This is a genomic window from Burkholderia sp. USMB20 (assembly GCF_000949135.2).
Lineage (GTDB): Bacteria > Pseudomonadota > Gammaproteobacteria > Burkholderiales > Burkholderiaceae > Burkholderia.
In genome coordinates this window covers 235,869-259,749 of sequence record NZ_JTAN02000003.1, presented here as the reverse complement: position 1 = coordinate 259,749, position 23,881 = coordinate 235,869, and the positions used below count along the sequence as shown (strand labels likewise).

Here is a 23,881-nt window from a genome sequence, read left to right as displayed (position 1 = left end):
GGCACGTCGGTGCGCGGACCCGTTGCCCGCCGCCCCACAAGTTGCATTTTAAAACTACTTTTCCTACACTTACACTGGTTTCAAATTGCAACTACTTAAGCGAGTGCGAGGCAGCCCATGGAATCGTCTTGTCGTTCGGGAACCGTCGCGTCCAGCGCGACATCGCGTGCCGCGCGCCCGGCCGATCGCGCGCGCGTATCCACGACGCTCGTCGCGCTGCTGGCCGTCTGCTGCGCCGCGAGCGTAGCGAATGTGTACTACGCGCAGCCGCTGCTCGATTCGATCGCCCGCGATTTCGGCGTATCGCAGGCGGCAGTCGGCGGCGTCATCACGGCGACGCAGCTCGGCTGCGCGCTCGCGTTGCTGTTCGTCGTGCCGCTCGGCGACCTGCTGAACCGCAAACGCCTGCTCGCCGTCCAGCTTCTGCTGCTGACGGCGGCCTGCATCGGCGTGGCTGCCGCGTCGACGCGCGTCGCGTTGCTGGCGGGCATGGTCGCGGTCGGGCTGCTCGGCACCGCGATGACGCAAGGGCTGATCGCCTGCTCGGCCGCGCTTGCGGGGGCCGGCGAGCGCGGCCGCGTGGTCGGCGCGGCACAGGGCGGTGTCGTGATCGGCCTGCTGGCCGCACGTTCGCTGGCGGGTGTCGTCACGGATATCGCCGGCTGGCGTGCGGTCTACCTGGTGTCGGGCGCACTTGCGATCGCGATGCTGATCGCGCTGGCGCGGCTGTTGCCCGATGCGGACGCGCCGCGCGAGCGCATCGGCTACGCAGCGCTGCTCGGTTCGATGGTCACGCTGCTGCGCAACGAGCGCGTGCTGCGTGTGCGCGGGGCGATCGCGCTGCTGATGTTCGCGGCGTTCAGCATCTTCTGGAGCGCGCTCGTGCTGCCGCTGAGCGCGCCGCCGCACGCGATGTCGCATACGCAGATCGGCGCATTCGGGCTCGTCGGCGCACTGGGTGCGGCGGCCGCCGCGCGCGCGGGCCGGCTCGCGGATCGCGGGCTCGGCGAAGCGACGACCGGCGCCGCGCTCGCACTGCTCGCATGCTCGTGGCTGCCGCTCGCGTTCACCGGTACGTCGATCGCACTGCTGGTCGTCGGCATCGTGCTGCTCGACGTCGGCGGGCAGGCCGTCCATGTCGTGAACCAGAGCATGATCCTCGGCGCGCGGCCCGATGCGCATGCGCGCCTCGTCGGCTGCTACATGCTGTTCTATTCGATCGGTAGCGGACTCGGCGCGATCGCGTCGACGATGACGTATGCGCACGCGGGATGGATCGGTGTCTGCGGGCTCGGCGCGGCGGTCAGCGTGGCCGCGTTCGGCGTATGGGCCGTGACGCTCGGGCGTGCCTGAACGACGCGTGTCGAGCCCGGAGCGCGAGCCGCCGCATGCCCGGCTTCGAACGACAAAAGCCGGCTCGCCCGGATCGGGCGGCCGGCCTGCGAACCGGACGTGCATGCCGGCTCGACCGTCGCGACGACGCGTCGCGTTCGCTTACCCCGCCGCCTGGATCGCCTCTTCGTACACGCCGGCGACGCGTCGCGCGATCACCGCGTTGTCGAAATGGTCGCGCGCGTAGCGCTTGCACGCCGCTTCGTCCGGCAACGCGATCGCGCCCGACAGCGCGCCGCCGAGCCCTTCCGCGATCGCGTCCGCGCCCGTCGACGGCAGCACGAGGTCGTTGGACAGCCCGGCGACCGCCTCCGGCAGCCCGCCGACCGGCGTGACCAGCACCGGCGTGCCGGACGCGAGCGATTCGACGGTGATCAGCCCGAAGCCTTCGAGCGCGACGGTCGGCACGACGCTGACCGTCGCCGCGCGGTACAGCGCCGCGAGATGGTTGTCGGGCACGAAACCGAGCAGCTTCACGTTGTCCTGCAGCCCGGCTTCGTCGATGCGCTGCTGCAGTTCCTCGCCGATCTTGCCCTTGCCGGCGATCAGCAGCAGCACGTCCGGGTGACGTTGCTTGACGAGGCCGATCGCGTCGATCAGGTCTTCCAGCCCCATGCGCCGCACGAGCCGGCGCACGGCCAGCACGATCGGCCGGTCCTGCGGCAGTTGCAGCTTGTGCCGCGCCTCGGCGGGCGTGAGCGGCGTGTCGAACTGCGCGGTATCGACGCAGCCGGGAATCACGCGCACGCGCGACGGATCGATCCCGTAGCGGTTCGTCAGGATCTGGCCGAATGCCTGCGACAGCACGATCAGGCGCGACGAGCGCGTATAGACGGCCTGTTCGAGATAGCGCTTCGCGCGCTGCCCGAGCGATGCGGCGCCCTCGACCTGGCTTTCGTCGGCCCACGGCCCCTGGAAGTGCGACACCTGCGGAATCCCGCGCGTGACGTCGAGCCCCGGGAACGTGTACAGCGCGAAGTGCGACGAAATCACGTCCGGCCGCTCGCTGCGGATCTCGTCGCGCAGCGCGCGGCGCGCGGCGAGCATGCGGCGCGCGAGCGGCTGCGACGCAGGTCCGAAGCCCTGGATCGCACCGCCCGTGTCGTCGGCGACCTTCGGCGAGCCGGCGACGAGCCCGCGCACCGCGACGCCCGCGCCCGGCAGCGCGCCGACGAGCGAGTAGTACATCCGGTCGAGGCCGCCTGCGCGTTCGGGGAACCAGTGCATGCCGATTTGCAACGATTTGATCGGCCGGGAAGATTGAGACGTCACGGTTGCTCCTGCGTGATTGCATGCTCGACCCGCTCGAAGGCGGACGGCTGCGTGGGTTGGCCGATGCGCCGGTAAAGCGCGACGTACTGGGCGCCCATGTGGGCCCAGCCGAAACGGGTCATCAGTTCGCGGGCCGCGTCGCCCATCGCGCGACAGGTGTCGCGCGACGCCGCGAGCGCGCCGATCGCGTGCGCGAGCGCGGCCGGATCGTCCGGGTCTTCCAGCACGATCCCGCAATCGCGCGTGATGATCTCCGCGCCGCCGGCGGTGCGCGCGGTGACGACCGGCAGCCCGGCCGCCATCGCTTCCAGCAGCGACAGGCTCATTGCTTCGTAGCGCGACGGAAACACGTACGCGTCGACCGAGCGCATCAGCGTCGGCATGTTCTTCACGAGCCCGAGAAAATGCACGCGCGACGCGATGCCGAGCGCGCGCGCCTCGTCCGGATACGGGCTGCCGGGCAGATAGCCGGCCACCGCGAGATGGACGTTCGCCGGCAGCTTCGTCAGCGCCTTCAGCACGGTGCCGAGGTTCTTGCGCGGCGTGCGCAGGTCGCCGACGAACAGCAGCAGGAACGCGTCGTCCGGCAGCTTGAACGCCGCGCGATCGGCCTGCGCGCCCGCGAACGCGCTGCCGTCGACGCCGTTGTAGATCACGCTGATCTTGCGGCTGTCGATGCCGAGCCCGGCGATCTCGTCGGCCACCTTCTGCGACACGGCCGTGATCGCGCGCGAACGCCGGTACGCCCAGCGCTCGAGCGCCGTATTCACGCGTGTATAGACGTACTGGTACGCCGACCACAGCCCCTTCGTCGGGCCGAACGGGTAGTACGGACTCTTGAACCAGCCGCCGTGCACGAAGTGCGCGGTGTTCACGTCGGCCTTGATCCACGAGATGAAGCCGTTCACGTGCAGCACGTCGTATTCGCTGCGATGCGCGCGCAGCCAGGCCGCGCTCTTGAGCGCGAACACCTGCTGCTTGACGAGATTCGACGGCCAGAAGCCGCCGACCTTGACCGGCACCCAGCGCACGCGCGGGTCGGCCAGCAGCTCGGGCGCGACGTGCGACGCGACCAGCGTGACCTCGTAGTGTTCTGCCAGCGCCGCGCGCGCGATTTCGTAATTGACGCGGCCCTGCCCGTCGTTATGTCGCACGACGTGCGTGACGATCGCGATTCTCAATGGTCGCCTCCCCGTGAACGCGCGGCGGCCAGCAGGCGCTGTGCCTTTTGCCAGTGCGCCGCGGATAGTATGGAAAAAATGGCCGTGAACAGCAGCAGGCCGCCCGTGCCGATCAGCGAGTTCGTGAACACGAGCATCGCGAACACCGACAGGCACAGGCTCAGGCATGCGCCGACGAACTTGTCCTTGCGCAGCTTGAACGCCGCGCGCAGCGTGCGGGCGAGCAGCATCACGACACCCGACAGGTACAGCAGCGTGCCGGGCCAGCCGAGCACGAACGGCACGTTCATCACGCCGCTGTCGAAGCTGCCGTACTTGCCGAGCTCGCCGCTGTCGCTCGACAGCTTGGTGGACGCGCCGGTCGCGCCCATCCCTTCGCCGGCGACGTCGGTGAACGCCGTTTGCGCGAAGGTCGCGTAGAACTTGTTGCGGTCGTCGTAGCTGCGGTCGTCCTTCAGGTTCGTGATCGACTGCAGGCGCGCGCCGAGCCGGTCGGCCACCGGCCCGACGGTCAGGAGCGGCACGCACAGCCCGACCAGCACGACCCCGCTGATCAGGATCCGCATCCGCACGCGGTTGCTCGACTGCACGAGCTGGATCGCCAGCGCGATCACCCAGCCGCCCCAGGTCGAGCGCACGAGACACAGCGCGAACGAGACGAAGCCGGCGGCGCCCGCGAACCAGCGGACCTTCTGCGGCGCCGCGAACACGAACACCAGCGCGCCCATGATCGCGAACGCGAACGGTCCCGACGAGTTCATCGTACTGAATACCCGCACGCCGTACGGCACCGGCTCGCCCTGCGAACCCATGTCCGAGCCGATCATCCAGAGCACGTCCCACTGCGGCATCACGAAGTACTGCACGACCCCGTACACGCCCATCACGAGCATGCCCCACATGAACGTGGACAGCAGCACGTCGCGGTACTCGGGATAGTCGCGCGCGTTGACCATGATGTGAAAGCCGATCAGCACCGGGTACACCCAGTTCGCGAGGTCGTAGGTCGCGGCCATCACGCCGCTCGACACGATCCCGACGAGGTACGCGTACGTCAGCCCGAACAGCATCAGCAGCACGGGAATCCCGCGCCGCTGGGCGAGCACGCGGTAATGCCTGAGCAGCCCCAAGCCAGCGATCATCGTCACCGCGAGCGGCGCGACCTGGATCAGGCTCGTCGGCGTGAACGCGCCCTTCGACCAGTCGGCGAGACGCCGCACTTCGGGGCTCAGGAACCACACCCACCACATGAAGCCGACGTAGCGCGCCGGGCTCTTGAAATACAGCCAGATGCCGACCGCGATCGCCAGCACCGGAAACGCGAGCGTCAGCACCTTGCCCTGGTGAATGGCGATCAGCGCAGCGGTCAACGTCCACAGCCCGGCCTGCCCGACCCAGTGCTTCGGTTCGGGTAACCGGCTGCGGCTGCGCGACGGCGCGCGTTCGGCGGCAATCGTACTCATCGATCCGCCCTCACCGCGACGACGGGCGCGAATCCGCGAGCGGCATCGCGAGACCGGCGGCCGCCGGCGTGCGACGCCGGCGCAGCAGGTCGCGCGTGATCCGCACGTGCTGCTCGGCGAACGCCTGCGTGGTCAGGTCGCGCTCGCGCAGGCACGCGGCCGCGGCACGCGCGCATTCGAGCGCGGCGGCCGGATCGGCCACGAAGCGATCGGCGGCCTGGCGCATCGCCGCTGCGTCGAACGCCGGCACGTAGGCGGCCGTGTCGTGCGGGAAGTAGTCGCTGAGGCCGCCCACGTCGGACACGATCATCGGCTTGCCGACCGCCGCCGCCTCGAGCATCACGGTGATGCCCGACGCATGGAAGTTCGGCCGCAGCGGCACGACGATCACGTCGGCCCATGCGTACAGCTCGTGCTGCTTCGCGAGACCCGATGCCGAGCCGATCTTCACGTTCGGCGCATGCCACTCGCGCGGCACGCGGCGGCGCGTCGCGAGCCGCACGTCGTAGCGCTCGTCGCCGCCGAACGCGGCGAGGAACGTGCGCCAGTCGCGGTCGCGGTCGTTGCCGATCGCGGCGATCCGCAGCGGCCGGTTCGGCTTCCATTGCTGCGGCTCGACCGGCGGGAAGTCCTGCGTGTTCAGCCCGTAGTAGACGAACTCGGCCTCGCGCCCGAGATAGCGGCGGCACAGCTCGGCGTTGTCGCGGGCGAGCGTCGTCAGCGCGTCGGCGCGCGCGAGCAGCTTGCGGTACAGCCAGCGGCGCGGGCCGCCGAAGGTGTTCCACTTGTCGAACAGCCACACGCTCTGCGCGAGCAGCAGCGGGCGCTTGCCCTGCGCGCCGGCGAGCTTCAGGACCAGCGCGGCGGCGAGGTGCTCCTGCTCGGTGTGCGTCCAGATCACGTCCGTGCTCAGCAGCGCGGTGCGATTGCGCCATGCGTGCACGACGTCGAAGCCGAGCGCCGCCTTCAGCGCGCGGCGCGCGAGGCTCGCGACGCGGTTCTCGCGGCGGTCCTGCGAATAGGTCAGCCGGAATTCGTCGGATTCCGCGTGGTGATAGCCGTACAGGCAGCCGATGTTCTCGCCTTGCCGATAGGTACGCGGATCGGCGCCGTAAAACAGGTGAACGTGAACCTTCGTCGAAGTCATGTCAGCCTCCGCCGGGCCGTCGGATGCACCGACGGGCAAGCTTCAGGGAGCTGGAGGGGCTGCGCCCCTCCAAGCGAATCAAGTGAGCGCGGGAGTCGGGCCATTTCATGCCCTTCGCGGGTGGCCGTGCATCGTGCGCGCGGCCCGTTCAAGACGTCACCGGCGGCATCGCCGCACGGTGGGGGGCAAGATTCGCGCGGCGCGCCTCGCGCGCGCCGCGGCGCACCGCGCGCCAGTGGTCGCGCACGCGGTCGCGCCGCGCGGTGTGCAGCGACAGCAGCACGTGCGCGAAACCCGGGTAGACGCGCGTGCCGACCAGCGTCCACCACCACCACGCGATCTCGCGCCGCAGCGGCGGCAGATGCTCGCGCAGGATCAGGTGCAGGTTGTACGCGCCGTTGCTGATCGCATTCAGCGACGCGGCATCGCGCCGGTCGTCGTCGAAACGCTCGGCCGGAAAATGGTCGACCGCGATCGCCGGGTCGTAGACGAGCTTCCAGCCGTCGCGCTGCACGTGCATGCTGAAACCCATGTCGTTGTGCACCTGCGCACCGGCGCCGCGCAGCCGCGTGTCGAAGCGCAGCCGCTCGATCGCGGCGCGGCGGTAGCTCATGTTCGCGCCCTTGAGCATGTCGACTTCGCGCGCGCCGCCGACGCCCAGGTGATGGTTGCCGACGATCTTGCCGGACAGCGTGAGCTGGCCGACGAGTTCGCGCGATTCGTCGAGCACGCGGCCCTTCTCGTGCACCCAGTCGCGGCCGCCGACCGCACCGACGCGCGGGTCGGCGAGAAACACGGCCTCGATGCGCGCGAGCCAGTCGGCGTGCGGCGCCGCGTCGTCGTCGGTGATCGCGACGATGTCGCCGTGCGCCGAGTCGAGCCCCTTGTTCAGCGCGGCGACCTGCCCCGGCACGTCGACCGGCACGATCCGCAGCGGCAGCGCGCCGCCGACCGACGGATCGGCGAGGCGCTCGTGCGTGGCATCGTCCTCCGGGCGCGCGACGACGATCACCTCGTCGGGCAGCCGCGCCTGGCGCTGCAGCGCCAGCAGGCAGCGCGCGAGGTCGGCGGGACGCCGGTAGGTCGGAACGAGCACGGAAATTTTCATCGAAGGTTCTCCAGTCGGCCGGGCCGATGCGGCTCGCGCCGGCCCGGTTTCGTGCAATGCGGTCAGGCGCTCAGGTATTCGTGGACGGCCGCATAACCGCGGCCGTAGCCGCGTGCCTTCGGCGGCACGCCGTTGAAGATCCCGCCTTCCAGATCGACGCCCGCGGTGCGCAGGCGCTTGATCGCGTCGGCGATCTCGCCTTCGGTATGCATGCCCGAGCGCAGCACCAGGAAGGTCGCGCCGGCCATGCGGCCGATGATGGTCGCGTCGGTCACCGCCAGCACCGGCGGCGAGTCGATCAGCACGACGTCGTAGCGCTTGCCGAGCCCTTCGAGGTATTGCGGCAGACGGGCCGACATCAGCAGTTCCGACGGGTTCGGCGGGCGCGTGCCGGCCGAGATGAACGACAGGCCCTGCACCGGCGTCTCGCGGATCGCGTCCTCGAGCGACGACTGGTCGCTCAGCAGCTCGGACAGGCCCGGCTGCGCGGTGAGGCCGAAGTAGCGGTCGAGCATGCCGCGCCGCATGTCGGCGTCGACCAGCAGCACACGCTTGCCGGAATGCGCGAGCAGCACCGCGAGGTTGACCGTCAGGAAGCTCTTGCCGATGCCCGGCGTCGGGCCGGTCAGCACGACCACGCGGTTCTTCGCGTCCATCATCGCGAACTGCATCGCGGTGCGCAGGCTGCGCATGCTTTCGACGCTCAGGTCCTTCGGACGCAGGCTCGCGAGGATCGGCCGCGCGCGGCCGCCGCCCTTCTCGGCCATGGCGTCGAGCTTCACCTGCTCGGCGCTTTGCGGCACCAGCCCGTACAGCGGCAGGTTGAATGTGCGCTCGACGCGGTCCGGATCCTCGATGCCCTGGAACAGGTTGCGGCGCAGGAACACGATGCCGGTGCCGAGGATCAGCCCGAGGAACACCGCCGCCGACAGGATCAGCACCTTCTTCGGCTTGACCGGATCGCCCGGGCGCAGCGCCGAATCGACGAGGTGGATGTTGCCGCCCGTGCCGGCCTTCTGCACCGACAGCTCCTGCACGCGGTTCAGCAGCAGCACGTAGATGTCCTCGGCCACCTTCGCGTCACGCTGGAGCTGGACGGCCTTCACTTCGGTGGCCGGCAGGCTGCGGAAGCGGTTGCTGAACTTGTCCTTCTCGCCCTGCAGTTCCGCGAGCTGCTGCTTCGCGGCGATCACCATCGGGTGCGAATCGGTGAAGCGCTGCGCGAGCGACGCGAGCTGCAGGCGCTGCGCGGCGATCTGCTGCTCGTACTGCACGCTGCCTTCGAGGTAGACCTTCGCCTCGTCGCTCGCGTTGATCGAGCCGGACGTGCGCTGGTACTGCGTCAGTGCGGCTTCCGCGCGCTCGAGGTCGGACTTCAGGCGCGGTTCCTCGCCCTTCAGGAAGTCGAGCATCTTGGTCGCTTCGGCCTGCTTCGCGATCACGTGCTGGTTCAGGTACGACTGCGCGAGCGCGTTCGCGATCGCGGCGGTCTGGTCCGGGTCCTTGCCTTCGAGCGAAATCTGGACGACGCCCGTCTGCTTGCCCTGCTCGGACACCTGGATGCCCGACTGGAAGCCGGTGATCGCATCGAGATCGTTGTAGCGGACCACCGTGAATTGCGTGCCCGGACGCGCGACGAGCTTCTGCACGAGCAGCGTCACGCCGCCTGCCTGCTCCGATTCGCCGACACGGCCCGACAGAAGACGGTTGCCGTTCTGGTCGACCAGCGTGTAGGTGCCGTTCGGGCCGGCCGTCAGCGTCAGCTTCTTGCCTTCGAGCGCGGGCACGACGTTGATCGTGTCGATGTCGGCGACTTCGCCGCCCCATGCGTACGAGCGCAGGCCGAACCACGCACGCGCCGGTTCGCCCGGCGTCGCGACGCGCGCGGCCAGGCTGCCGAGCACCGGCAGCGTCTTCGGCGCGACCGAGAAGTTCAGCTTGAACTGCTCGACGACCGGCGCGACGACGCCGCGGCTCTTGATGATCTCGATTTCCGCTTCGGTCGGCGCCTGCTGCGGACCGCTGTTGATCATCGCGCCCGTCTGCGTCTGGGTGAGCGCCTGCGACGTGTTGTCGTTGCCCTCGACCCGCACGTGCACGTCGGCCTGATAGACCGGCTTCGCGATGTAGCAGTACAGGCCGGCCATCGCGATGACGGTCACCGCGATGCCGAGCAGCAGCCAGATGTCGTCCATGAGCACCTGGAGCAGCTGGCCGAGGACGACGTCCTCTTCCTCGGTTTTCGCGGTCAGATCCGCGTAGGAGTGTTTCGCTTGCGTGTTCACCATTCGTTCCCGCTTGAGTGGTGCCGGGGGGCAGGCGCCGCCCCGGCGGGCTATCAGCGCGTGATTTGCCGCATGTAGAAGATCGTCTGGATCGTCGGCAACACCTGCTGCAGCACGCGGTTGAACTGCACCGAGCCGGCCGTGCTGACGTAGACGACGTCGAGCGGCTGGAGCGGGAAGCGGCTCGACAGCATCAGCGCATCCGGCTGCGTCATGTCGAGGCGGAACACTTCCGGCTTCGTCGGGTTGTCGCGCATGCCGCGCATCACGTAGATCTTGCGCGGGTTCGCATCGGTGTCGAGGATGCCGCCGCCGGCCGTCAGCGCATCGGCGATGGTCAGCTTGCCCTTGAGCATCGGCACGGTGACCGGCGTCTTGACCTCGCCCATGATGAACACGCGGCTGTCGCTGCGGTCCGGCACGTTGACGATGTCGCCCGGCTGCAGCATCACGTTCTGCTTCACTTCGCCGCGATCGAGCACGCCGTTCGCGTCGAGCGTGTAGAGCTTGCCGTCGCGCGTCAGGCGCACGCGCTGCAGGTCGGCCTCGTTGGTCGAGCCGCCCGAGCGCGAGATCGCGTCGACGAGCGTCAGCGGCACGTCGCTCACCGCGAGCGGGCCCGGCTGCTTCACTTCGCCCGTCACCTGCACCTTCTGGCTGCGGAACGACAGCACGCGCACGTCGAGCTGCGGATTCTTCACGTAGCGCGCGAGGGTCGATGCCATCTGCTCGCGGATCTGCGCGACCGTCTTGCCCGCCACGCGGATGCGGCCGACGAACGGGAAGAAGATCGTGCCGTCGGCGGCGACCGTCTGGCCGTATGGATCGGCCTGGCCCGGCAGCGCGGTCGTATACGGCTGCTGCAGCGCGCCCGCGACCGACTGCGTCGTGTTGCCGCCGCTCGAGAACGACTGGCCCTGCGGCGTCGTCAACTCGGGGTGATCCCACACCGTGACGCCGAGGATGTCCTGCGGACCGACGCGGTACACGTACTCCGACGGATCGGTGTATCGGCCCGGCGGCAGCGGATGCTCGACCTGCTGCTTCTGCAGCTGATCCATCACCAGCTTCGCGTCGATGTAATGAACCGGATAGGTTTCGGCCTGCCCTTGCCGGCCTTCGTCCTTCAGGTTCGACGAGTCGAGATAGTTGCCGGGCGCGCTCGCGCAGGCCGACAGGAATGTCGTCATCGCGACGGCGAGCGCCAGCGGGCGCATGGGACGTTTCAGCATAGTTTTTGCAGCCATCCTTGAACCAGACGTTCGATCAATGAGTAGCTCTCGCGATAGTCGGCCTCGGGGCCGCCATGCGGATCCGCGATCTCGGCGTCCTCCCACTTGCCCAGCAGGTGGACCTTGCCGCGCGCGAACGGATCGACCGCCTCGACGGCCTTGATCTGTTCGCGCTCGCTGACGAGAATCAGGTCGGCGTCGCGCACGATCCGGCGCGACAGCCGCCGCGAACGGTGCGTCGTCGCATCGACGCCGCGCTCGGCGAGAAGTTGGCGCATCACCGGATCGATGCCGTCGCCGTCGTTGGCACGCACGCCGGCGGAGTGGAACGTCACGCGCGGGCCGCCACGCGACACCGCGTGCGACTTGAACAGCAGTTCCGCCGCCGGGCTGCGGCAGACGTTCGCGTGACAGACGATCAGGATGTTGCGGAACATGGCGTCTCGATTCGGTAACGGGTAACGACGGGTAACGGCAACGCGCCGGTTACGCGTTCGCGCGCGCGGCGCCCGGCACGCGCGCGGCGACGGCCTGGCGCGAGCCGGGGCGGCCGATCGGGTGGTATTCGATGCCCTGCTCGCTCATCGTCTCCGGCTCGTACAGGTTGCGGCCGTCGAAGATGACCGGCGATTTCCACAGGCGGCCGAGCGCGACGAAATCCGGGCTCTTGAATGCCTTCCATTCGGTGACGATCACGAGCGCATCGGCGTCGCGCGCGGCCTGCGCCTCGTCGTCGACGAAGCTGAGGCGCTCGAGCCAGCTCGGGTGATCCGCGAGATCGAGCGCGAGCACGCGGCGCGCTTCCTGCTGCGCGACCGGGTCGTACGCCGCGATGCGCGCGCCGCGCGACAGCAGCTCGGCGATCAGCTCGCGGCTCGGCGCTTCGCGCATGTCGTCGGTGTTCGGCTTGAACGCGAGACCCCAGATCGCGAACGTGCGGCCGCTCAGGTCCTCGCCGAAGCGCGCGACGATCTTGTCGGCCAGCACGCGCTTTTGCGTCGCGTTGACCGACGACACGGCCTTCAGGATCTGCAGCGCCTGGCCGTGCTCGTCGGCGGTGCGGATCAGTGCCTCGACGTCCTTCGGGAAGCACGAGCCGCCGTAGCCGCAGCCCGCGTACAGGAAGTGATAGCCGATGCGCGGATCGGAGCCGATCCCGCGGCGCACGGCCTCGATGTCGGCGCCGAAGCGGTCGGCCAGGTTCGCGAGCTCGTTCATGAACGAGATGCGCGTCGCGAGCATCGCGTTGGCCGCGTATTTCGTGAATTCGGCCGAGCGCACGTCCATGTACAGCGTGCGTTCGTGGTTGCGGTTGAACGGCGCGTAGAGCTTCTTCATCAGCTCGCGCGCACGTTCGCCCGGCACGTCGTCGTCGCAGCCGATCACGATGCGGTCCGGCCGCGTGAAATCGTCGACCGCCGCGCCTTCCTTCAGGAATTCCGGATTCGACACGACCGAGAACATCGGCGCGTCGCCGCCGCGCTTCGCGAGTTCCTCGGCGACCGCCGCACGCACGCGCTCGGCCGTGCCGACCGGCACCGTCGACTTGTCGACGATCACCTTGAAGCCTTTCATATAGCGGCCGATGTTGCGCGCCGCCGCGAGCACGTACTGCAGGTCGGCCGAGCCGTCCTCGTCGGGCGGCGTGCCGACCGCGATGAACTGCACGTCGCCGTGCGCGACCGCGGCCTCGATGTCGGTCGAGAAGCGCAGGCGGCCGGCCGCGCGATTGCGCGCGATGACTTCCTTGAGGCCCGGCTCGTGGATCGGCACGCCGCCGTTGTTCAGGACGTCGATCTTCGCCTGATCGACGTCGAGGCAGAACACGTCGTGCCCGATGTCGGCGAGACAGGCGCCGGTGACAAGACCTACGTAACCGCTGCCGATGATAGTCAGATTCATGATGTGTCGGACCTCGTGACCAATGATTCGAAATTCGTGAAACCGGGGTGTCTGCGCGCGTTGCGCGTCAGTAAGCGTTGCTGCCGGTGAAGCCTTTCCAGAGCGTCAGCACGACGATCTTGATGTCGAGCCAGAACGACCAGTTCTGCATGTAGTACAGATCGAGCTTCACGCGTCCCATCATCTTCTCGATCTGGTCGGTCTCGCCGCGAAAGCCGTTGATCTGTGCCCAGCCGGTGATGCCCGGCTTGATCCGGTAGCGGAACATGTAGCCCTTCACCAGATCCTTGTAGATGTCGTCGTGCGCGAGCGCATGGGGCCGCGGGCCGACGACCGACATCTCGCCCTTCAGCACGTTGATGAACTGCGGCAGTTCGTCGAGGCTCGTGCGGCGCAGGAACCGCCCGACCGGCGTCACGCGCGTGTCGTGCTTGGTCGCCTGCGTGACCTGTCCCGCGACTTCGTGATGCACTTTCATCGAGCGGAACTTGTAGATCTCGAACTCGTGCCCGTCGATGCCCTTGCGCTTCTGGCGGAAGAACACCGGCCCGCGCGACGTGAGCTTGATCAGGCACGCGATCAGCACCATCACCGGCGCGAGCGCCGTGAGCGCCGCCAGCGCGAACAGCCGGTCGAACACGAACTTCGGCAGGATCCGCACGTCGGTGATCGGCGACGCCGCGAGATTGATCGCCGGCACGCCGAGCACCTCGACCACTTCCTGGTTGAAGAACGACAGCGTGCGCACGTCCGGGATGAAACGGATATTCACGAAGTCGTGGCGGAACACCGTCACGATCTGGTGAATCCGGCGCTCCTCCGTGATCGGCAGCGTGAGCCACAGCTCGCTGATCGCGCGGCTGCGCACCAGCCACACCAGCGATTCGAACTGCCGCTCGATGCGCACGTCGTCGAGCGCGACTTCGCCCGGCGCTTCGCTTTCGTCGTATACGCACACCGGGTTGAAGCCCGCTTCCGGCCGCGCCCGCATCTGCGCGATCAGCCGCCGCGCCGCCGGCGTGCCGCCGACGATCGCGACCGCCTTCAGGTTGTAGCCGCCGCGGCGCAGTTGTCGCAGCACGACGTGCACGCAGGTCTTCGAGCCGGCGAGCAGCGCCATCGTCACGACCGCCCAGTAACCCAGCCACAGCCGCGACAGGTCGCCCGACTGGTGAAAGCTGAAGCTCATCAGGATGCCCGCGAGCTCGACCACCAGCCACGCGAACGCCACGCGCCCGACCAGCCCGACGAGACGCTTGCCACGCCACGACTGGTAGATGCCGATGGCAGGAAAGAACACGACCACCAGCAGGCAGTCGAACAGCACCGTCGTGCGCTGCAAGTCGTTGAGCCAGATGCTGCCGCCGTGCAGCGCGGCGGCGATCAACGCCCCCAACACGACCATCGCGATATCGATGACTCTCGCCAGCACGCTCAACATGTCCGCTTCCTCTTTGAACAGGCGTTTGCCGAACAGCTCCTCGTGCAGCCCGTGCCGCACCTTCGATTCAAACGTTGCATGACGCTATTGAAGCGGTAAGAAAATCCCTTCTCAAGCGCACAAGTATTTCGAAAAATAATCGGAAATTCTTGCCGCGACATTCTCGAATTAATTCGGCACGTTTTCCCGAATCGATCGGGAATCGGGATTTTTTCGGAAACTTTACGGTTCCCGGCATCCCTTTACGGGAAAGGGTTCCAGCGCGCTCACCCGAATTATTTTTTATTTTTTTATTTGCATCGGATGCTATCGCGGAAAATTTTCCCGGATACGTGCGCGACGAATATCTTGCAAAGCGCCCGGTTTTATTGTCGATTTACTTCGTGCTACAAACAGGCACTGACTTCAATCGAGGAGAGTGTCATCATGAATGCTCCGGCCGTGGCAGCCGATACGCGCCCTTCTTCTTCCGCCGCCAGCGACGCCAGCACGCGCGTCGCGGTGCAGCCGGTGATCCTTGCCGGCGGTTCGGGCACGCGTCTGTGGCCGATGTCGCGCGAACACTATCCGAAGCAGCTGATCGGCCTGCTCGGCGATCATTCGCTGCTGCAATCCACCGCGCTGCGGCTCGACGGCCTCGCGACCGGTCATCCGCTGAACGACGAGGTGCTGATCGTGTGCGGCGAGGATCACCGCTTCACGACCGCCGAGCAACTGCGGCTGACCGGCAAGCGTGCGTCGATCATGCTCGAGCCGCTTGGCCGCGACACCGCGCCCGCGCTGACGCTCGCCGCGCTGCGGATCGTCGCCCGCGGCGGCGATGCCGTGATGACCGTGATGCCGGCCGACCACGCGGTGGCCGACCAGCCGCGCTTTCATGCGGCCGTCGCGGCCGGCGTGCACTGCGCGGCCCAGGGCAAGATCGCGACGATGGGCATCGTGCCGGGCCGCGCCGAAACGGGCTACGGCTACATCCGCGTCGGCGCGCCGCTCGGCGATGCCGGCACCGGCAACCTCGACGTGCGCCGTCTCGACCGCTTCGTCGAGAAGCCGCATCTCGAACTCGCGCAGCAGTACGTCGCCTCCGGCGAATACTGGTGGAACAGCGGGATCTTCATCGTGCGCGCATCGGTGTGGCTGAACGCGATCCGCCAGCTCGAACCCGAGATCCTCGCGGCCTGCGAGCAGGCCGTCGCACGTGGCAAGGACGACGGCGACTTCTTCCGCGTCGACCGCGACGCGTTCGCGTCCTCGCCGTCGAACTCGATCGACTACGCGGTGATGGAGCGGCTCGTGAACCTGCCGCAGCTGTGCGAAAGCGTCGTCGTGCCGCTCGACGCAGGCTGGTCGGACGTCGGTTCGTGGGACGCGATCTGGCAGATCCTGCCGAAGGACGATGCCGAGAACGTCGGCCGCGGCCACGTGCTGTTCGAGAATGCCGAATCGACCTTCGCGCATTCGGAAAGCCGGCTCGTCGCATGTGTCGGCACGCAGAATCTCGTCGTCGTCGAAACGCCCGACGCCGTGCTCGTCGCCGACAAGTCCTGCGTGCAGGACGTGAAGAAAATCGTCGGGCGCATCAAGGCCGAACGCGGCGCGGAAGCGACCGATCACCGCAAGGTCCATCGCCCGTGGGGGCACTACGACTCGGTCGACACGGGCGAGCGCTTCCAGGTCAAACGCATCGTCGTGAAGCCGGGCGCGCGACTGTCGCTGCAGATGCACCACCACCGCGCCGAGCACTGGATCGTCGTGCGCGGCACCGCGCGCATCACGCGCGGCGACGAAACCTTCCTGCTGTCCGAGAACGAATCGACGTACATCCCGCTCGGCGTGTCGCACCGTCTCGAGAACCCGGGCAAGATGCCGCTCGAGCTGATCGAAGTGCAGTCGGGCGCGTATCTCGGCGAGGACGACATCGTCCGCTTCGACGATACCTACGGACGCCAGTGACGCAATGCCTGCCGGGCGCACCGTCGCAACGGTGCACCCGGCATCACGGGCAATGGAAGCGACAAAAAACAACGCGCGGGCGCCGTGACACACGACGGCCCGCGCGTTTTCTTTTCGTGCGGACGACGATCAACCTACACGGTACGCGTATTCGCGGCGGTCCGGCTGCACCGAGTCGTTGCGGCTCTCGGACAGCGCGCCCGCGCGACGCTCGGCGATGAAGCGCTTGATGTCCGACTCGGCCCGCGCCAGCGCGGACAGGCCGGCCAGCACCTCGCTTTGCGGCGCACGCACCGGTTCGTCGCTCGCACCGTGGCGATCGATCCACTGACGCGCCCAGTCGAGCGCGTACTGCTCGGCTTCCTCCGCATCGGTGAAGCGCGGGCCGATCAGGCCCGAGCGCTCGACGCGCCGATCGTCCTGCATGATCTCGGCCCACGCGCGATACATCAGGTTCTGCACCGGCTGCGCGCTGCCGCAGATCGTATAGCCGCGGTATTCATCGACTTGCGGCTCGGCCGCGGCAAAGCTCGCGGCGGACGGACGCCCGTGGCGCAGCCCCGCGGGCTGCGCGCCCGGGACCGCGAACGACGCTCCGGACGACGCGTGCGCTGCGTCGTTCGGCATCGCGGACAGCGTCGCGCCCTCGCCATCCCAAACGTTTGCGTGCGCGACCGGCAGTTGCCACGACTCGGGGTTCTGCCAGAACACGCCGCGCAGACGGTCGTTGTCGGGCGCCGGTTCCGCACGGCATGCCGGCGCGACCGGCGCCGGCGGCGGCGGCACATACGCGAACGTGCGCCCGCTGAACTGGGTCAGCACGTCGATCATCTGCAGCAGCGTGCCGTTCGCGAGCCACTCCTCGTAGCGGCGGCGGCACGTCGGCCCGGACGGATAGCGCCCGGGCAGTTTGGACCACGCTTCACCGGTCGTCAGGATCCAGAGGACCGCGTTGGCGACGACGCGCGGTTCCGCGCGTGGACGGCCTCGACGGTTCAGCCGAATCGGCTCGTCGGCGATCAGCGTTGAAAGACGAAACCACTCTTCATCGTTAAGCTCATCGAAGAACATAGTTGTTTCTCCACACAGCCAGGCCGGGGCTGCGATTGTCGGCGCCGCCGTCACGCATCGCGTCACGGGGCGGCCCGGTTGCACATTATGGTTATCCGATTGTTGTGCATGCCGGCGCGACACCGCACTTTCACGGTGCCGCCATTCCCGGCAATGGCGCACAAATCACGGTCTCACTCCAATGTGGGAATTTTTGTGCACGAAGCATACCATCCTCAGGGTTTATCTCAATATGACAATGACTTAATGTTACGCACTGAAACAACCTGCCATGGATGCGCATCCATTTACCGTTGAATTTTTTTACGCGATCGTTATGCGCAACGCTGGGAAGCCCCGTCTGGCGGGGCTCTGCGGGGTGCGGCCGCACCCCGCCCGGCAAGCGATCCGCCATGTTCCGACCCTTGCCGGCAACCACCCCGCGAATGCCCGGCCAAAATCGGTAAATCAGGGAAAATTTCGTAACAAGATATTCACGGATCGGTAAATCATTCAAATTCCGTTGAGCCGAAATTTCTCCGTGCACAATCTTTTTATTGTTTCTCGGCGAGTAATGAAAGCGGTCGGACAGGCGATGCACATTGTTTCCCGGCATGCAAGCGTGGACGGGCCTGTTACATCTTCGGCGGTAACGGGCAGGCGACGGCGGCGGGCGCGACGGTCGGGCGCCGCGTTTCGCGGCCGGACGACGTGCGATCTGCGCGATATGGAGCGCGGCGCCGGGCCGCGCGTCAGCGCAGATCGCCGGCCAGCGACGCGGCCACGTCCGCCGCGATGCGCTGCGGCGGCACCGTATAGGCCGGGTGATCGCAGCCGATCGACAGCGTCGCGCCGTCCTTGAGCGCCGCGCGCATCGGCCCGCTCAGTTCGAAGCGCACGAAATGCACGGCCGAGGTCTTCTCCGCGTTGTCGCGGTCGAGATCCTCGTCGGCGATCGCATAGACGTCAGGGTGCCCGTCGACCCGCAGGTACACGCGATCCTCGACGCCGATCAGCCGCGCGAGCGCCGCGCGCCGCTCGGCTTCGTGCTCGTATTCGATCTGCAGCGTCGCCTTCAGGTTGGTGCCGTCGGGCACGAGCGGCAGATAGGCTTCCAGTTCGCCTTCGATGCCGGCCTCGTCGAAGATCTTCTCGATGTGCAGCATTTCCTGGATCTGGTAGCGGATCGTGGTCTCGTCCTCGAACAGGAGGCGCAGATGGTTGCCGAGCGCCACCGCGCGGCGGCGCTTGTGCGCGACGAGCCGCGCGTGTTCGGTCTTGCGGATCTTCGCGTACGCTTCGAGCGTCAGCAGCGAGTCGCGGGTCAGCGTCATGGGATGTCCTCGGATAGCGTCGATGTCGTCGTGAAGCGGCCGGTTCAGATGCCGTACGCGCGGCGCAGCAGCGTCAGCGGATGCGCGAGCGGAGCGGCCGGCAACCCTTTCTCGTCGATGCCCTGCACGATGTGATGGCCGGCGAGCGCGCAGTCCGACGACACGAAATCCGGCTTCGGCTCGGCCATCGCCTTGAACACGGGCGCGCCGATCCGCATCGCGTCCGCATGGAAGGCCTTCTTCACGCCGAACGTGCCCGCGTGCCCGGAACAGCGCTCGACGACGTTCACGCGCGTATCGGGCACGAGCGACAGCGTGTCGGCCGTCTTGCGGCCGATGTTCTGCACGCGCGCGTGGCACGGCACGTGATACGACACGGTGCCGAGGCCCTGCTTGAAATCGGTCTTGAGCAAACCGTCGCGATGCCGCGCGATCACGTACTCGAACGGATCCCAGAATGCATCGGCCACCGCGCGCACGGCTTCGTCGCCGGGGAACATCAGCGGCAGTTCGCTCTTGTACATCAGCACGCAGCTCGGGATCGCGCCGATCAGCGCATAGCCTTCGCGCGCATAGCGCTCCAGCACCGGCATGTTCACTTCCTTCTTCGCGGCGACGCCCGCGAGATTGCCCTGCTCGAGCAGCGGCATCCCGCAGCACGCTTCGCGCGTGACGAGCTCGTACGGGATCTCGTTGTGCGCGAGGATCGCGAGCAGGTCGTGGCCGATGCCCGGCTCGTTGAAGTTCACGTAGCACGTCGCGTAGATCGCGACCTTGCCGGGCGTGCGTTCGCCGTCGCGAACCGGCGGGCCGTCCGAGCGCTTCGCCGCGCGCCGGAACTTGCGGGGCGCGAACTCCGGCAGCCATGCGTTGCGATCGACGCCGAGCGCCGCTTCGAGCGCGTGGCGCGCGGGCGGCGTGCGATTGACCGCGTTCACCGTCTGCGTGACGATCGGAATGCCCGCGAAATGGCCGAGCGCGTCGGTGTTCGACAGCACCTTGTCGCGCAGCGGCGCCTCGCCGCGCTTGTAGCGCGCGGCCTTGCCGCGCAGCATCAGGTGCGGGAAGTCGACGTTCCATGCATGCGGCGGCACGTACGGGCATTTCGTCATGTAGCAGAGGTCGCACAGGTAGCACTGGTCGACGACCTTGCCGAACGCGTCCTTCGGCACTTCCTCGATGTCGCCCGTCGGCGTGTCGTCGACGAGATCGAACAGCGCGGGAAACGCGCCGCACAGCGACACGCAGCGCCGGCAACCGGCGCAGATGTCGAACACGCGCGTCATTTCCGCATCGATCGCGGCCTGGTCGTAGAACGCTTCGGACTGCCAGTCGAGCGGATGCCGGGTCGGGGCTTCGAGACTGCCTTCCTTGTGGGGCATGAGGCGCTCCAGCGTGGCGCGCATGCGCGCGAACGCGCCGCCCGCGCGGCGCGGGCGGCGATCAACGCACTGCCGGCCGCGGGACCTGCCCGGCCGGGCCGTGCGGCCTCGGGGCGACGCCCGCGTCAGTCGACGAGTGCGTCCAGCGCTTTCGTATAGCGGTTCGCGTGGCTGCGTTCGGCCTTCGCGAGCGTCTCGAACCAGTTCGCGATTTCGTCGAAGCCTTCTTCGCGGGCCGTCTTCGCCATGCCCGGATACATGTCGGTGTACTCGTGCGTCTCGCCGGCGATCGCCGATTCGAGGTTCAGCCGCGACGAGCCGAACGGCAGACCCGTCGCCGGATCGCCGACTGCTTCGAGGTATTCGAGGTGACCGTGCGCATGGCCCGTTTCGCCTTCGGCAGTCGAGCGGAACAGCGCGGCGACGTCGTTCTGGCCTTCGACGTCGGCCTTCGAAGCGAAATACAGATAACGCCGGTTCGCTTGCGATTCGCCCGCGAATGCGGCCTTCAGATTCTCTTCGGTCTTGCTGCCCTTGAGTTGAGCCATGTGCGCCTCCGTTCGAGTCGGCGCGGCCGCGTGCGAAGCCGGGCCGATGATGGATATGGGGAACGATGCGTACGCCGGACACGCACGCTTCGTGCCTTTTAATCTAGGCGCTGGCGTTCGCATCCCCCAATAGGCTTTTTCAATCCGTCCGATAGCGGGGAGCGGGAATGAGGGACGGGTGGAGGCGGGGCGCTGGCTGGGGAGGCGTTTCGTTCGGCGTTCGGCGTTCGGCGTTCGGCGTTCGGCGTTCGGCGTTCGGCGTTCGGCGTTCTGCGTTCTGCGTTCTGCGTTCTGCGTTCTGCGTTCTGCGTTCTGCGTTCTGCGTTCTGCGTTCTGCGTTCTGCGTCTGGCGTCTGGCGTTTGGCGTTTGGCGTTTGGCGTTTGGCGTTTGGCGGCCCGCGTTTTGGCGTTCGGCGTTCAGCGTTCGATGCGACGCGCGGTGCACGCACACCGGCGTCGCCCGTCTGCGTCACGCATCCGTCGCGCGCTTCAACAGCAATTCCCTTTCGCGCTCGTTGCGGGTCAATTCCGCCGCGCGGCGGAACTCGACCTTCGCCTCGTCGGCGCGGCCGAGCTTCGCGAGCAGGTCGCCACGCACGCTCGGCAGCCAGTGATAGCGCGCGAGCGCCGGATCGTCTCGCAGCACGTCGACGATTTCCAGCGCCGCGGCAGGCCCGAACGCCATCCCCACCGCCACTGCACGGTTCAGCTCGACGACCGGCGACGGCGCGACTTCCGCGAGCGCGTCGTACAGCGCGACGATCTGCGCCCAGTCCGTGTCCGACGCGTGCCGCGCGCGTGCATGGCACGCCGCCAGCGCGGCCTGCAGCGCATACGGGCCGCGCACGCCGCCGAGCCTCGTCGCCCGCTCGAGCGCCGCGAGGCCGCGCCGGATCAGCAGCGGATCCCAGCGGCTGCGGTCCTGGTCGAGCAGCAGCACGGGGCGCCCCTGCGCATCGGTCCGCGCATGCATGCGCGACGCCTGCAGTTCCATCAGCGCGACGAGCCCGAGCACTTCGCTTTCGTCCGGCACGAGCCCGGCGAGCACGCGGCCGAGACGCAGCGCCTCGTCGCACAGCGCCGGGCGCATCCAGTCGTCGCCCGCGGTCGCCGCATGGCCTTCGTTGAACACGAGATAGATCACTTCGAGCACCGACGCGAGCCGCGCGGGCCGCGCGTCGGCGGCCGGCACCTCGAACGGCACGCGTGCCGCCGCGAGCGTGCGCTTCGCGCGCACGATGCGCTGCGCGATCGTCGGCTCGGGCGACAGGAACGCACGCGCGATCTCGCTCGTGGTCAGCCCGCCGAGCAGCCGCAACGTCAGCGCGACGCGCGCATCGGTCGACAGCACCGGATGGCACGACGTGAAGATCAGCCGCAGCAGGTCGTCGCCGATATCGTCGTCGCGCGCGTCGGCGAGCGCCTCCGCGATGTCGGGGACGACGTGCGCCTCGAGCGCGTCCATTTCATGGCCGAGCTGGTCGCGCTTCGCCGCATGCAGCGACTCCTGCCGCACCCGGTCGAGCGCGCGCCGCTTCACGGCCGTCATCAGCCACGCGGCCGGATTGTCGGGCACGCCGTCGACGGGCCAGTGCTCGAGCGCCGCGACGAGCGTGTCCTGCGCCAGTTCCTCGGCCACGCCGACGTCGCGCACCACGCGCGCGGCGCGCGCGATGATCTTGGGCGCCTCGATCCGCCAGACCGCTTCGATCGCACGGTGAGTCGCCTCACGCGTCACGACGCTTGCCCCTGGGCGGACGCATCGAGCGGCATGGCCATCAGCTCCCATGCGTGGCCGTCCGGATCGTCGAACCCGTGGCCGTACATGTTCGGATACTCGCGCGGCGCTTGCGGCGCGGACCCGCCGGCCGCGAGCGCCTTCGCGACGATCGCGTCGACCTCGGCGCGGCTGTCGCACGACAGGCACGACAGCGCCTGCACCTGCGTCGCCGGATCGACGATGGTCTTGCCGGTGAAGGTCTGGAAAAACGGCCGCACGAGCAGCATCGCGAAAATCGTGTCGCTGATCTTGATGCAGGCAGCCTGATCGTTGGTATAGGCCGGCACGACTTCGAAACCGAGTGCCTGGTAGAACGTCTTCGAGCGCGGCAGGTCGGCCACGGGCAGGTTGATGAAAACCATCTTGTGCATGACGGGTGCTCCGGTGAGATTGGCTTGGGGTGGAGTCAGGCGTGGCCGTGTCCGACATTGAGTTCGCGGAACCGCTCGACCGCCTCGCTGGGCGTCAGGTCGTCGAGTTCGAACAGCGGCCGCACCTCGATCTCGCAGTCCATCTCCGCACCGAACGGCGCGGGAAACCGGCGCGTCCATTCGAGCGCCTCGTCGCGCGAGCGCACCTGGATCAGCGTATAGCCGGCAATCAGTTCCTTCGTCTCCGCGAACGGGCCGTCGACCACCGTGCCCTTGCCACCTGAGTAGCGCACGCGCCAGCCGCGCGCGCTCGGCCGCAGGCCGTTCGCATCGAGCAGCACGCCGGCCTTGGCCAGCTCCTCGTGATAGACCGTCATCGCCTCGACCAGCCGGTTGTCCGGCAATGCGTCGGATTCGCTGACGGCGTTCGCCCGGATCATGATCATGAATCGCATCGTTCACTCCTTGTCATCGGTGGAAAGGGGCGTCCGTTCATCGGCGCCTTATCCCTACGACGGGCGGCAGACTGCCGGATCGACGTACGGCGCGACGAATCCGGGTTAACACCGAGCCGCGACCGTCACAGGAAGCATGGGCCGACTGCGCGCACTTCGACCGTGCACCATTGCGCGGCCGGGCACTGGCGCGCGATCGCGATCGCTTCCTCGCGCGTGTCGACGTCGACGATGAAGAACCCGCCGACCATTTCCTTCGCCTCGGCGAACGGGCCGTCGACGAGGCGCGTCTCGCCGTCGCGCACCTGCACACGCGTCGCGCGCTCCGAGCGCTCGAGCGACTCGACGCCGCGCAGCACGCCGCGCGCCTTCAGCGTCTGCGCGAAATCGACCATCCGCGCGTACAGCGCCTGCCCCTCCTCGAGCGTGCGTTCGGCGCGCTGGCCGGTCGGTTCGACAATCAACAGCATGTAGGACATGGAACTCTCCAGTGGGGGCCGTGCGCAAGAGGCGTTCGGATCGCAGGCCGGAATGACACGTCAGATGCGAAGCGTAACAGCCGCGGGCGGCCTTGCCGTCATCGTT

At 67.9% G+C, this 23,881-nt stretch carries 21 protein-coding genes; 2 read left to right on the top strand and 19 right to left on the bottom strand.

Annotation, left to right across the window (positions count from 1 at the left end; all coding sequences use genetic code 11):
• Positions 1-117: 117 nt before the first annotated feature.
• Complete coding sequence (locus PL79_RS05240) at positions 118-1,353, top strand: MFS transporter (RefSeq protein WP_044846594.1); 1,236 nt, start codon at positions 118-120, stop codon at positions 1,351-1,353.
• Between the two features lie 141 nt (positions 1,354-1,494).
• Here the strand turns inward: PL79_RS05240 and PL79_RS05235 are convergent, their stop codons facing one another.
• From PL79_RS05235 to PL79_RS05190, 10 genes are all read right to left on the bottom strand, one after another.
• The gene (locus PL79_RS05235) at positions 1,495-2,619 is read right to left on the bottom strand and encodes a glycosyltransferase family 4 protein (protein WP_044846595.1); all 1,125 of its coding nucleotides are present in this window, start codon (positions 2,617-2,619) and stop codon (positions 1,495-1,497) included.
• Between the two features lie 41 nt (positions 2,620-2,660).
• Complete coding sequence (locus tag PL79_RS05230) at positions 2,661-3,845, bottom strand: glycosyltransferase family 4 protein (RefSeq protein ID WP_044846596.1); 1,185 nt, start codon at positions 3,843-3,845, stop codon at positions 2,661-2,663.
• Positions 3,842-5,308 carry an O-antigen ligase family protein gene (locus PL79_RS05225; protein WP_044846597.1) on the bottom strand — a complete coding sequence of 489 codons (1,467 nt, stop codon included), beginning with the start codon at positions 5,306-5,308 and terminating at the stop codon, positions 3,842-3,844. Before PL79_RS05225 ends, PL79_RS05230 begins: the two co-directional genes overlap by 4 nt.
• A gap of 10 nt (positions 5,309-5,318) precedes the next feature.
• The gene (locus tag PL79_RS05220; RefSeq protein ID WP_044846598.1) at positions 5,319-6,455 is read right to left on the bottom strand and encodes a glycosyltransferase family 4 protein; all 1,137 of its coding nucleotides are present in this window, start codon (positions 6,453-6,455) and stop codon (positions 5,319-5,321) included.
• A gap of 148 nt (positions 6,456-6,603) precedes the next feature.
• Positions 6,604-7,563 (bottom strand): glycosyltransferase family 2 protein, encoded by a 960-nt coding sequence (locus PL79_RS05215; RefSeq protein WP_044846599.1) that lies wholly within the window; start codon positions 7,561-7,563, stop codon positions 6,604-6,606.
• Between the two features lie 62 nt (positions 7,564-7,625).
• Positions 7,626-9,851: a polysaccharide biosynthesis tyrosine autokinase gene (locus PL79_RS05210; RefSeq protein WP_044846600.1), complete on the bottom strand. Its 2,226-nt coding sequence runs from the start codon at positions 9,849-9,851 to the stop codon at positions 7,626-7,628.
• 50 nt (positions 9,852-9,901) lie between these two features.
• Positions 9,902-11,080 (bottom strand): polysaccharide biosynthesis/export family protein, encoded by a 1,179-nt coding sequence (locus tag PL79_RS05205; RefSeq protein ID WP_044846601.1) that lies wholly within the window; start codon positions 11,078-11,080, stop codon positions 9,902-9,904.
• Entirely contained in the window at positions 11,074-11,517 is a 444-nt protein-coding gene (locus tag PL79_RS05200) for a low molecular weight protein-tyrosine-phosphatase (RefSeq protein WP_044846602.1), read from the bottom strand. Before PL79_RS05200 ends, PL79_RS05205 begins: the two co-directional genes overlap by 7 nt.
• A gap of 49 nt (positions 11,518-11,566) precedes the next feature.
• Positions 11,567-12,982, bottom strand: a complete 1,416-nt coding sequence (locus PL79_RS05195) for a UDP-glucose dehydrogenase family protein (protein ID WP_044846603.1) — start codon at positions 12,980-12,982, stop codon at positions 11,567-11,569.
• 67 nt (positions 12,983-13,049) lie between these two features.
• Positions 13,050-14,423: an undecaprenyl-phosphate glucose phosphotransferase gene (locus tag PL79_RS05190; RefSeq protein WP_044846628.1), complete on the bottom strand. Its 1,374-nt coding sequence runs from the start codon at positions 14,421-14,423 to the stop codon at positions 13,050-13,052.
• 426 nt (positions 14,424-14,849) lie between these two features.
• Between PL79_RS05190 and PL79_RS05185 the strand changes: the two genes are divergently transcribed.
• Complete coding sequence (locus PL79_RS05185; protein ID WP_044846604.1) at positions 14,850-16,376, top strand: mannose-1-phosphate guanylyltransferase/mannose-6-phosphate isomerase; 1,527 nt, start codon at positions 14,850-14,852, stop codon at positions 16,374-16,376.
• 129 nt (positions 16,377-16,505) lie between these two features.
• Here PL79_RS05185 and PL79_RS05180 read toward each other — a convergent pair whose 3' ends face one another.
• From PL79_RS05180 to PL79_RS05135, 9 genes are all read right to left on the bottom strand, one after another.
• Positions 16,506-17,447: a transposase gene (locus PL79_RS05180; RefSeq protein WP_044846605.1), complete on the bottom strand. Its 942-nt coding sequence runs from the start codon at positions 17,445-17,447 to the stop codon at positions 16,506-16,508.
• A gap of 130 nt (positions 17,448-17,577) precedes the next feature.
• A complete protein-coding gene (locus PL79_RS36045) occupies positions 17,578-18,027 on the bottom strand; it encodes a hypothetical protein (RefSeq protein WP_193759813.1) in 450 nt (149 codons plus the stop codon).
• Positions 18,028-18,178: 151 nt separating this feature from the next.
• Entirely contained in the window at positions 18,179-18,760 is a 582-nt protein-coding gene (locus PL79_RS05170) for a DUF3501 family protein (RefSeq protein WP_044846606.1), read from the bottom strand.
• A gap of 44 nt (positions 18,761-18,804) precedes the next feature.
• The gene (locus tag PL79_RS05165) at positions 18,805-20,142 is read right to left on the bottom strand and encodes a heterodisulfide reductase-related iron-sulfur binding cluster (protein WP_044846629.1); all 1,338 of its coding nucleotides are present in this window, start codon (positions 20,140-20,142) and stop codon (positions 18,805-18,807) included.
• 125 nt (positions 20,143-20,267) lie between these two features.
• Positions 20,268-20,690 carry a rubrerythrin family protein gene (locus PL79_RS05160; protein ID WP_040140994.1) on the bottom strand — a complete coding sequence of 141 codons (423 nt, stop codon included), beginning with the start codon at positions 20,688-20,690 and terminating at the stop codon, positions 20,268-20,270.
• Positions 20,691-21,159: 469 nt separating this feature from the next.
• Positions 21,160-22,428: an RNA polymerase sigma factor gene (locus PL79_RS05150; RefSeq protein WP_044846607.1), complete on the bottom strand. Its 1,269-nt coding sequence runs from the start codon at positions 22,426-22,428 to the stop codon at positions 21,160-21,162.
• Positions 22,425-22,841 (bottom strand): VOC family protein, encoded by a 417-nt coding sequence (locus tag PL79_RS05145; protein WP_044846608.1) that lies wholly within the window; start codon positions 22,839-22,841, stop codon positions 22,425-22,427. Before PL79_RS05145 ends, PL79_RS05150 begins: the two co-directional genes overlap by 4 nt.
• 35 nt (positions 22,842-22,876) lie before the next feature.
• The gene (locus PL79_RS05140) at positions 22,877-23,296 is read right to left on the bottom strand and encodes a YciI family protein (protein ID WP_044846609.1); all 420 of its coding nucleotides are present in this window, start codon (positions 23,294-23,296) and stop codon (positions 22,877-22,879) included.
• Between the two features lie 125 nt (positions 23,297-23,421).
• Positions 23,422-23,775 carry a YciI family protein gene (locus PL79_RS05135; RefSeq protein WP_044846610.1) on the bottom strand — a complete coding sequence of 118 codons (354 nt, stop codon included), beginning with the start codon at positions 23,773-23,775 and terminating at the stop codon, positions 23,422-23,424.
• Positions 23,776-23,881: the final 106 nt, after the last annotated feature.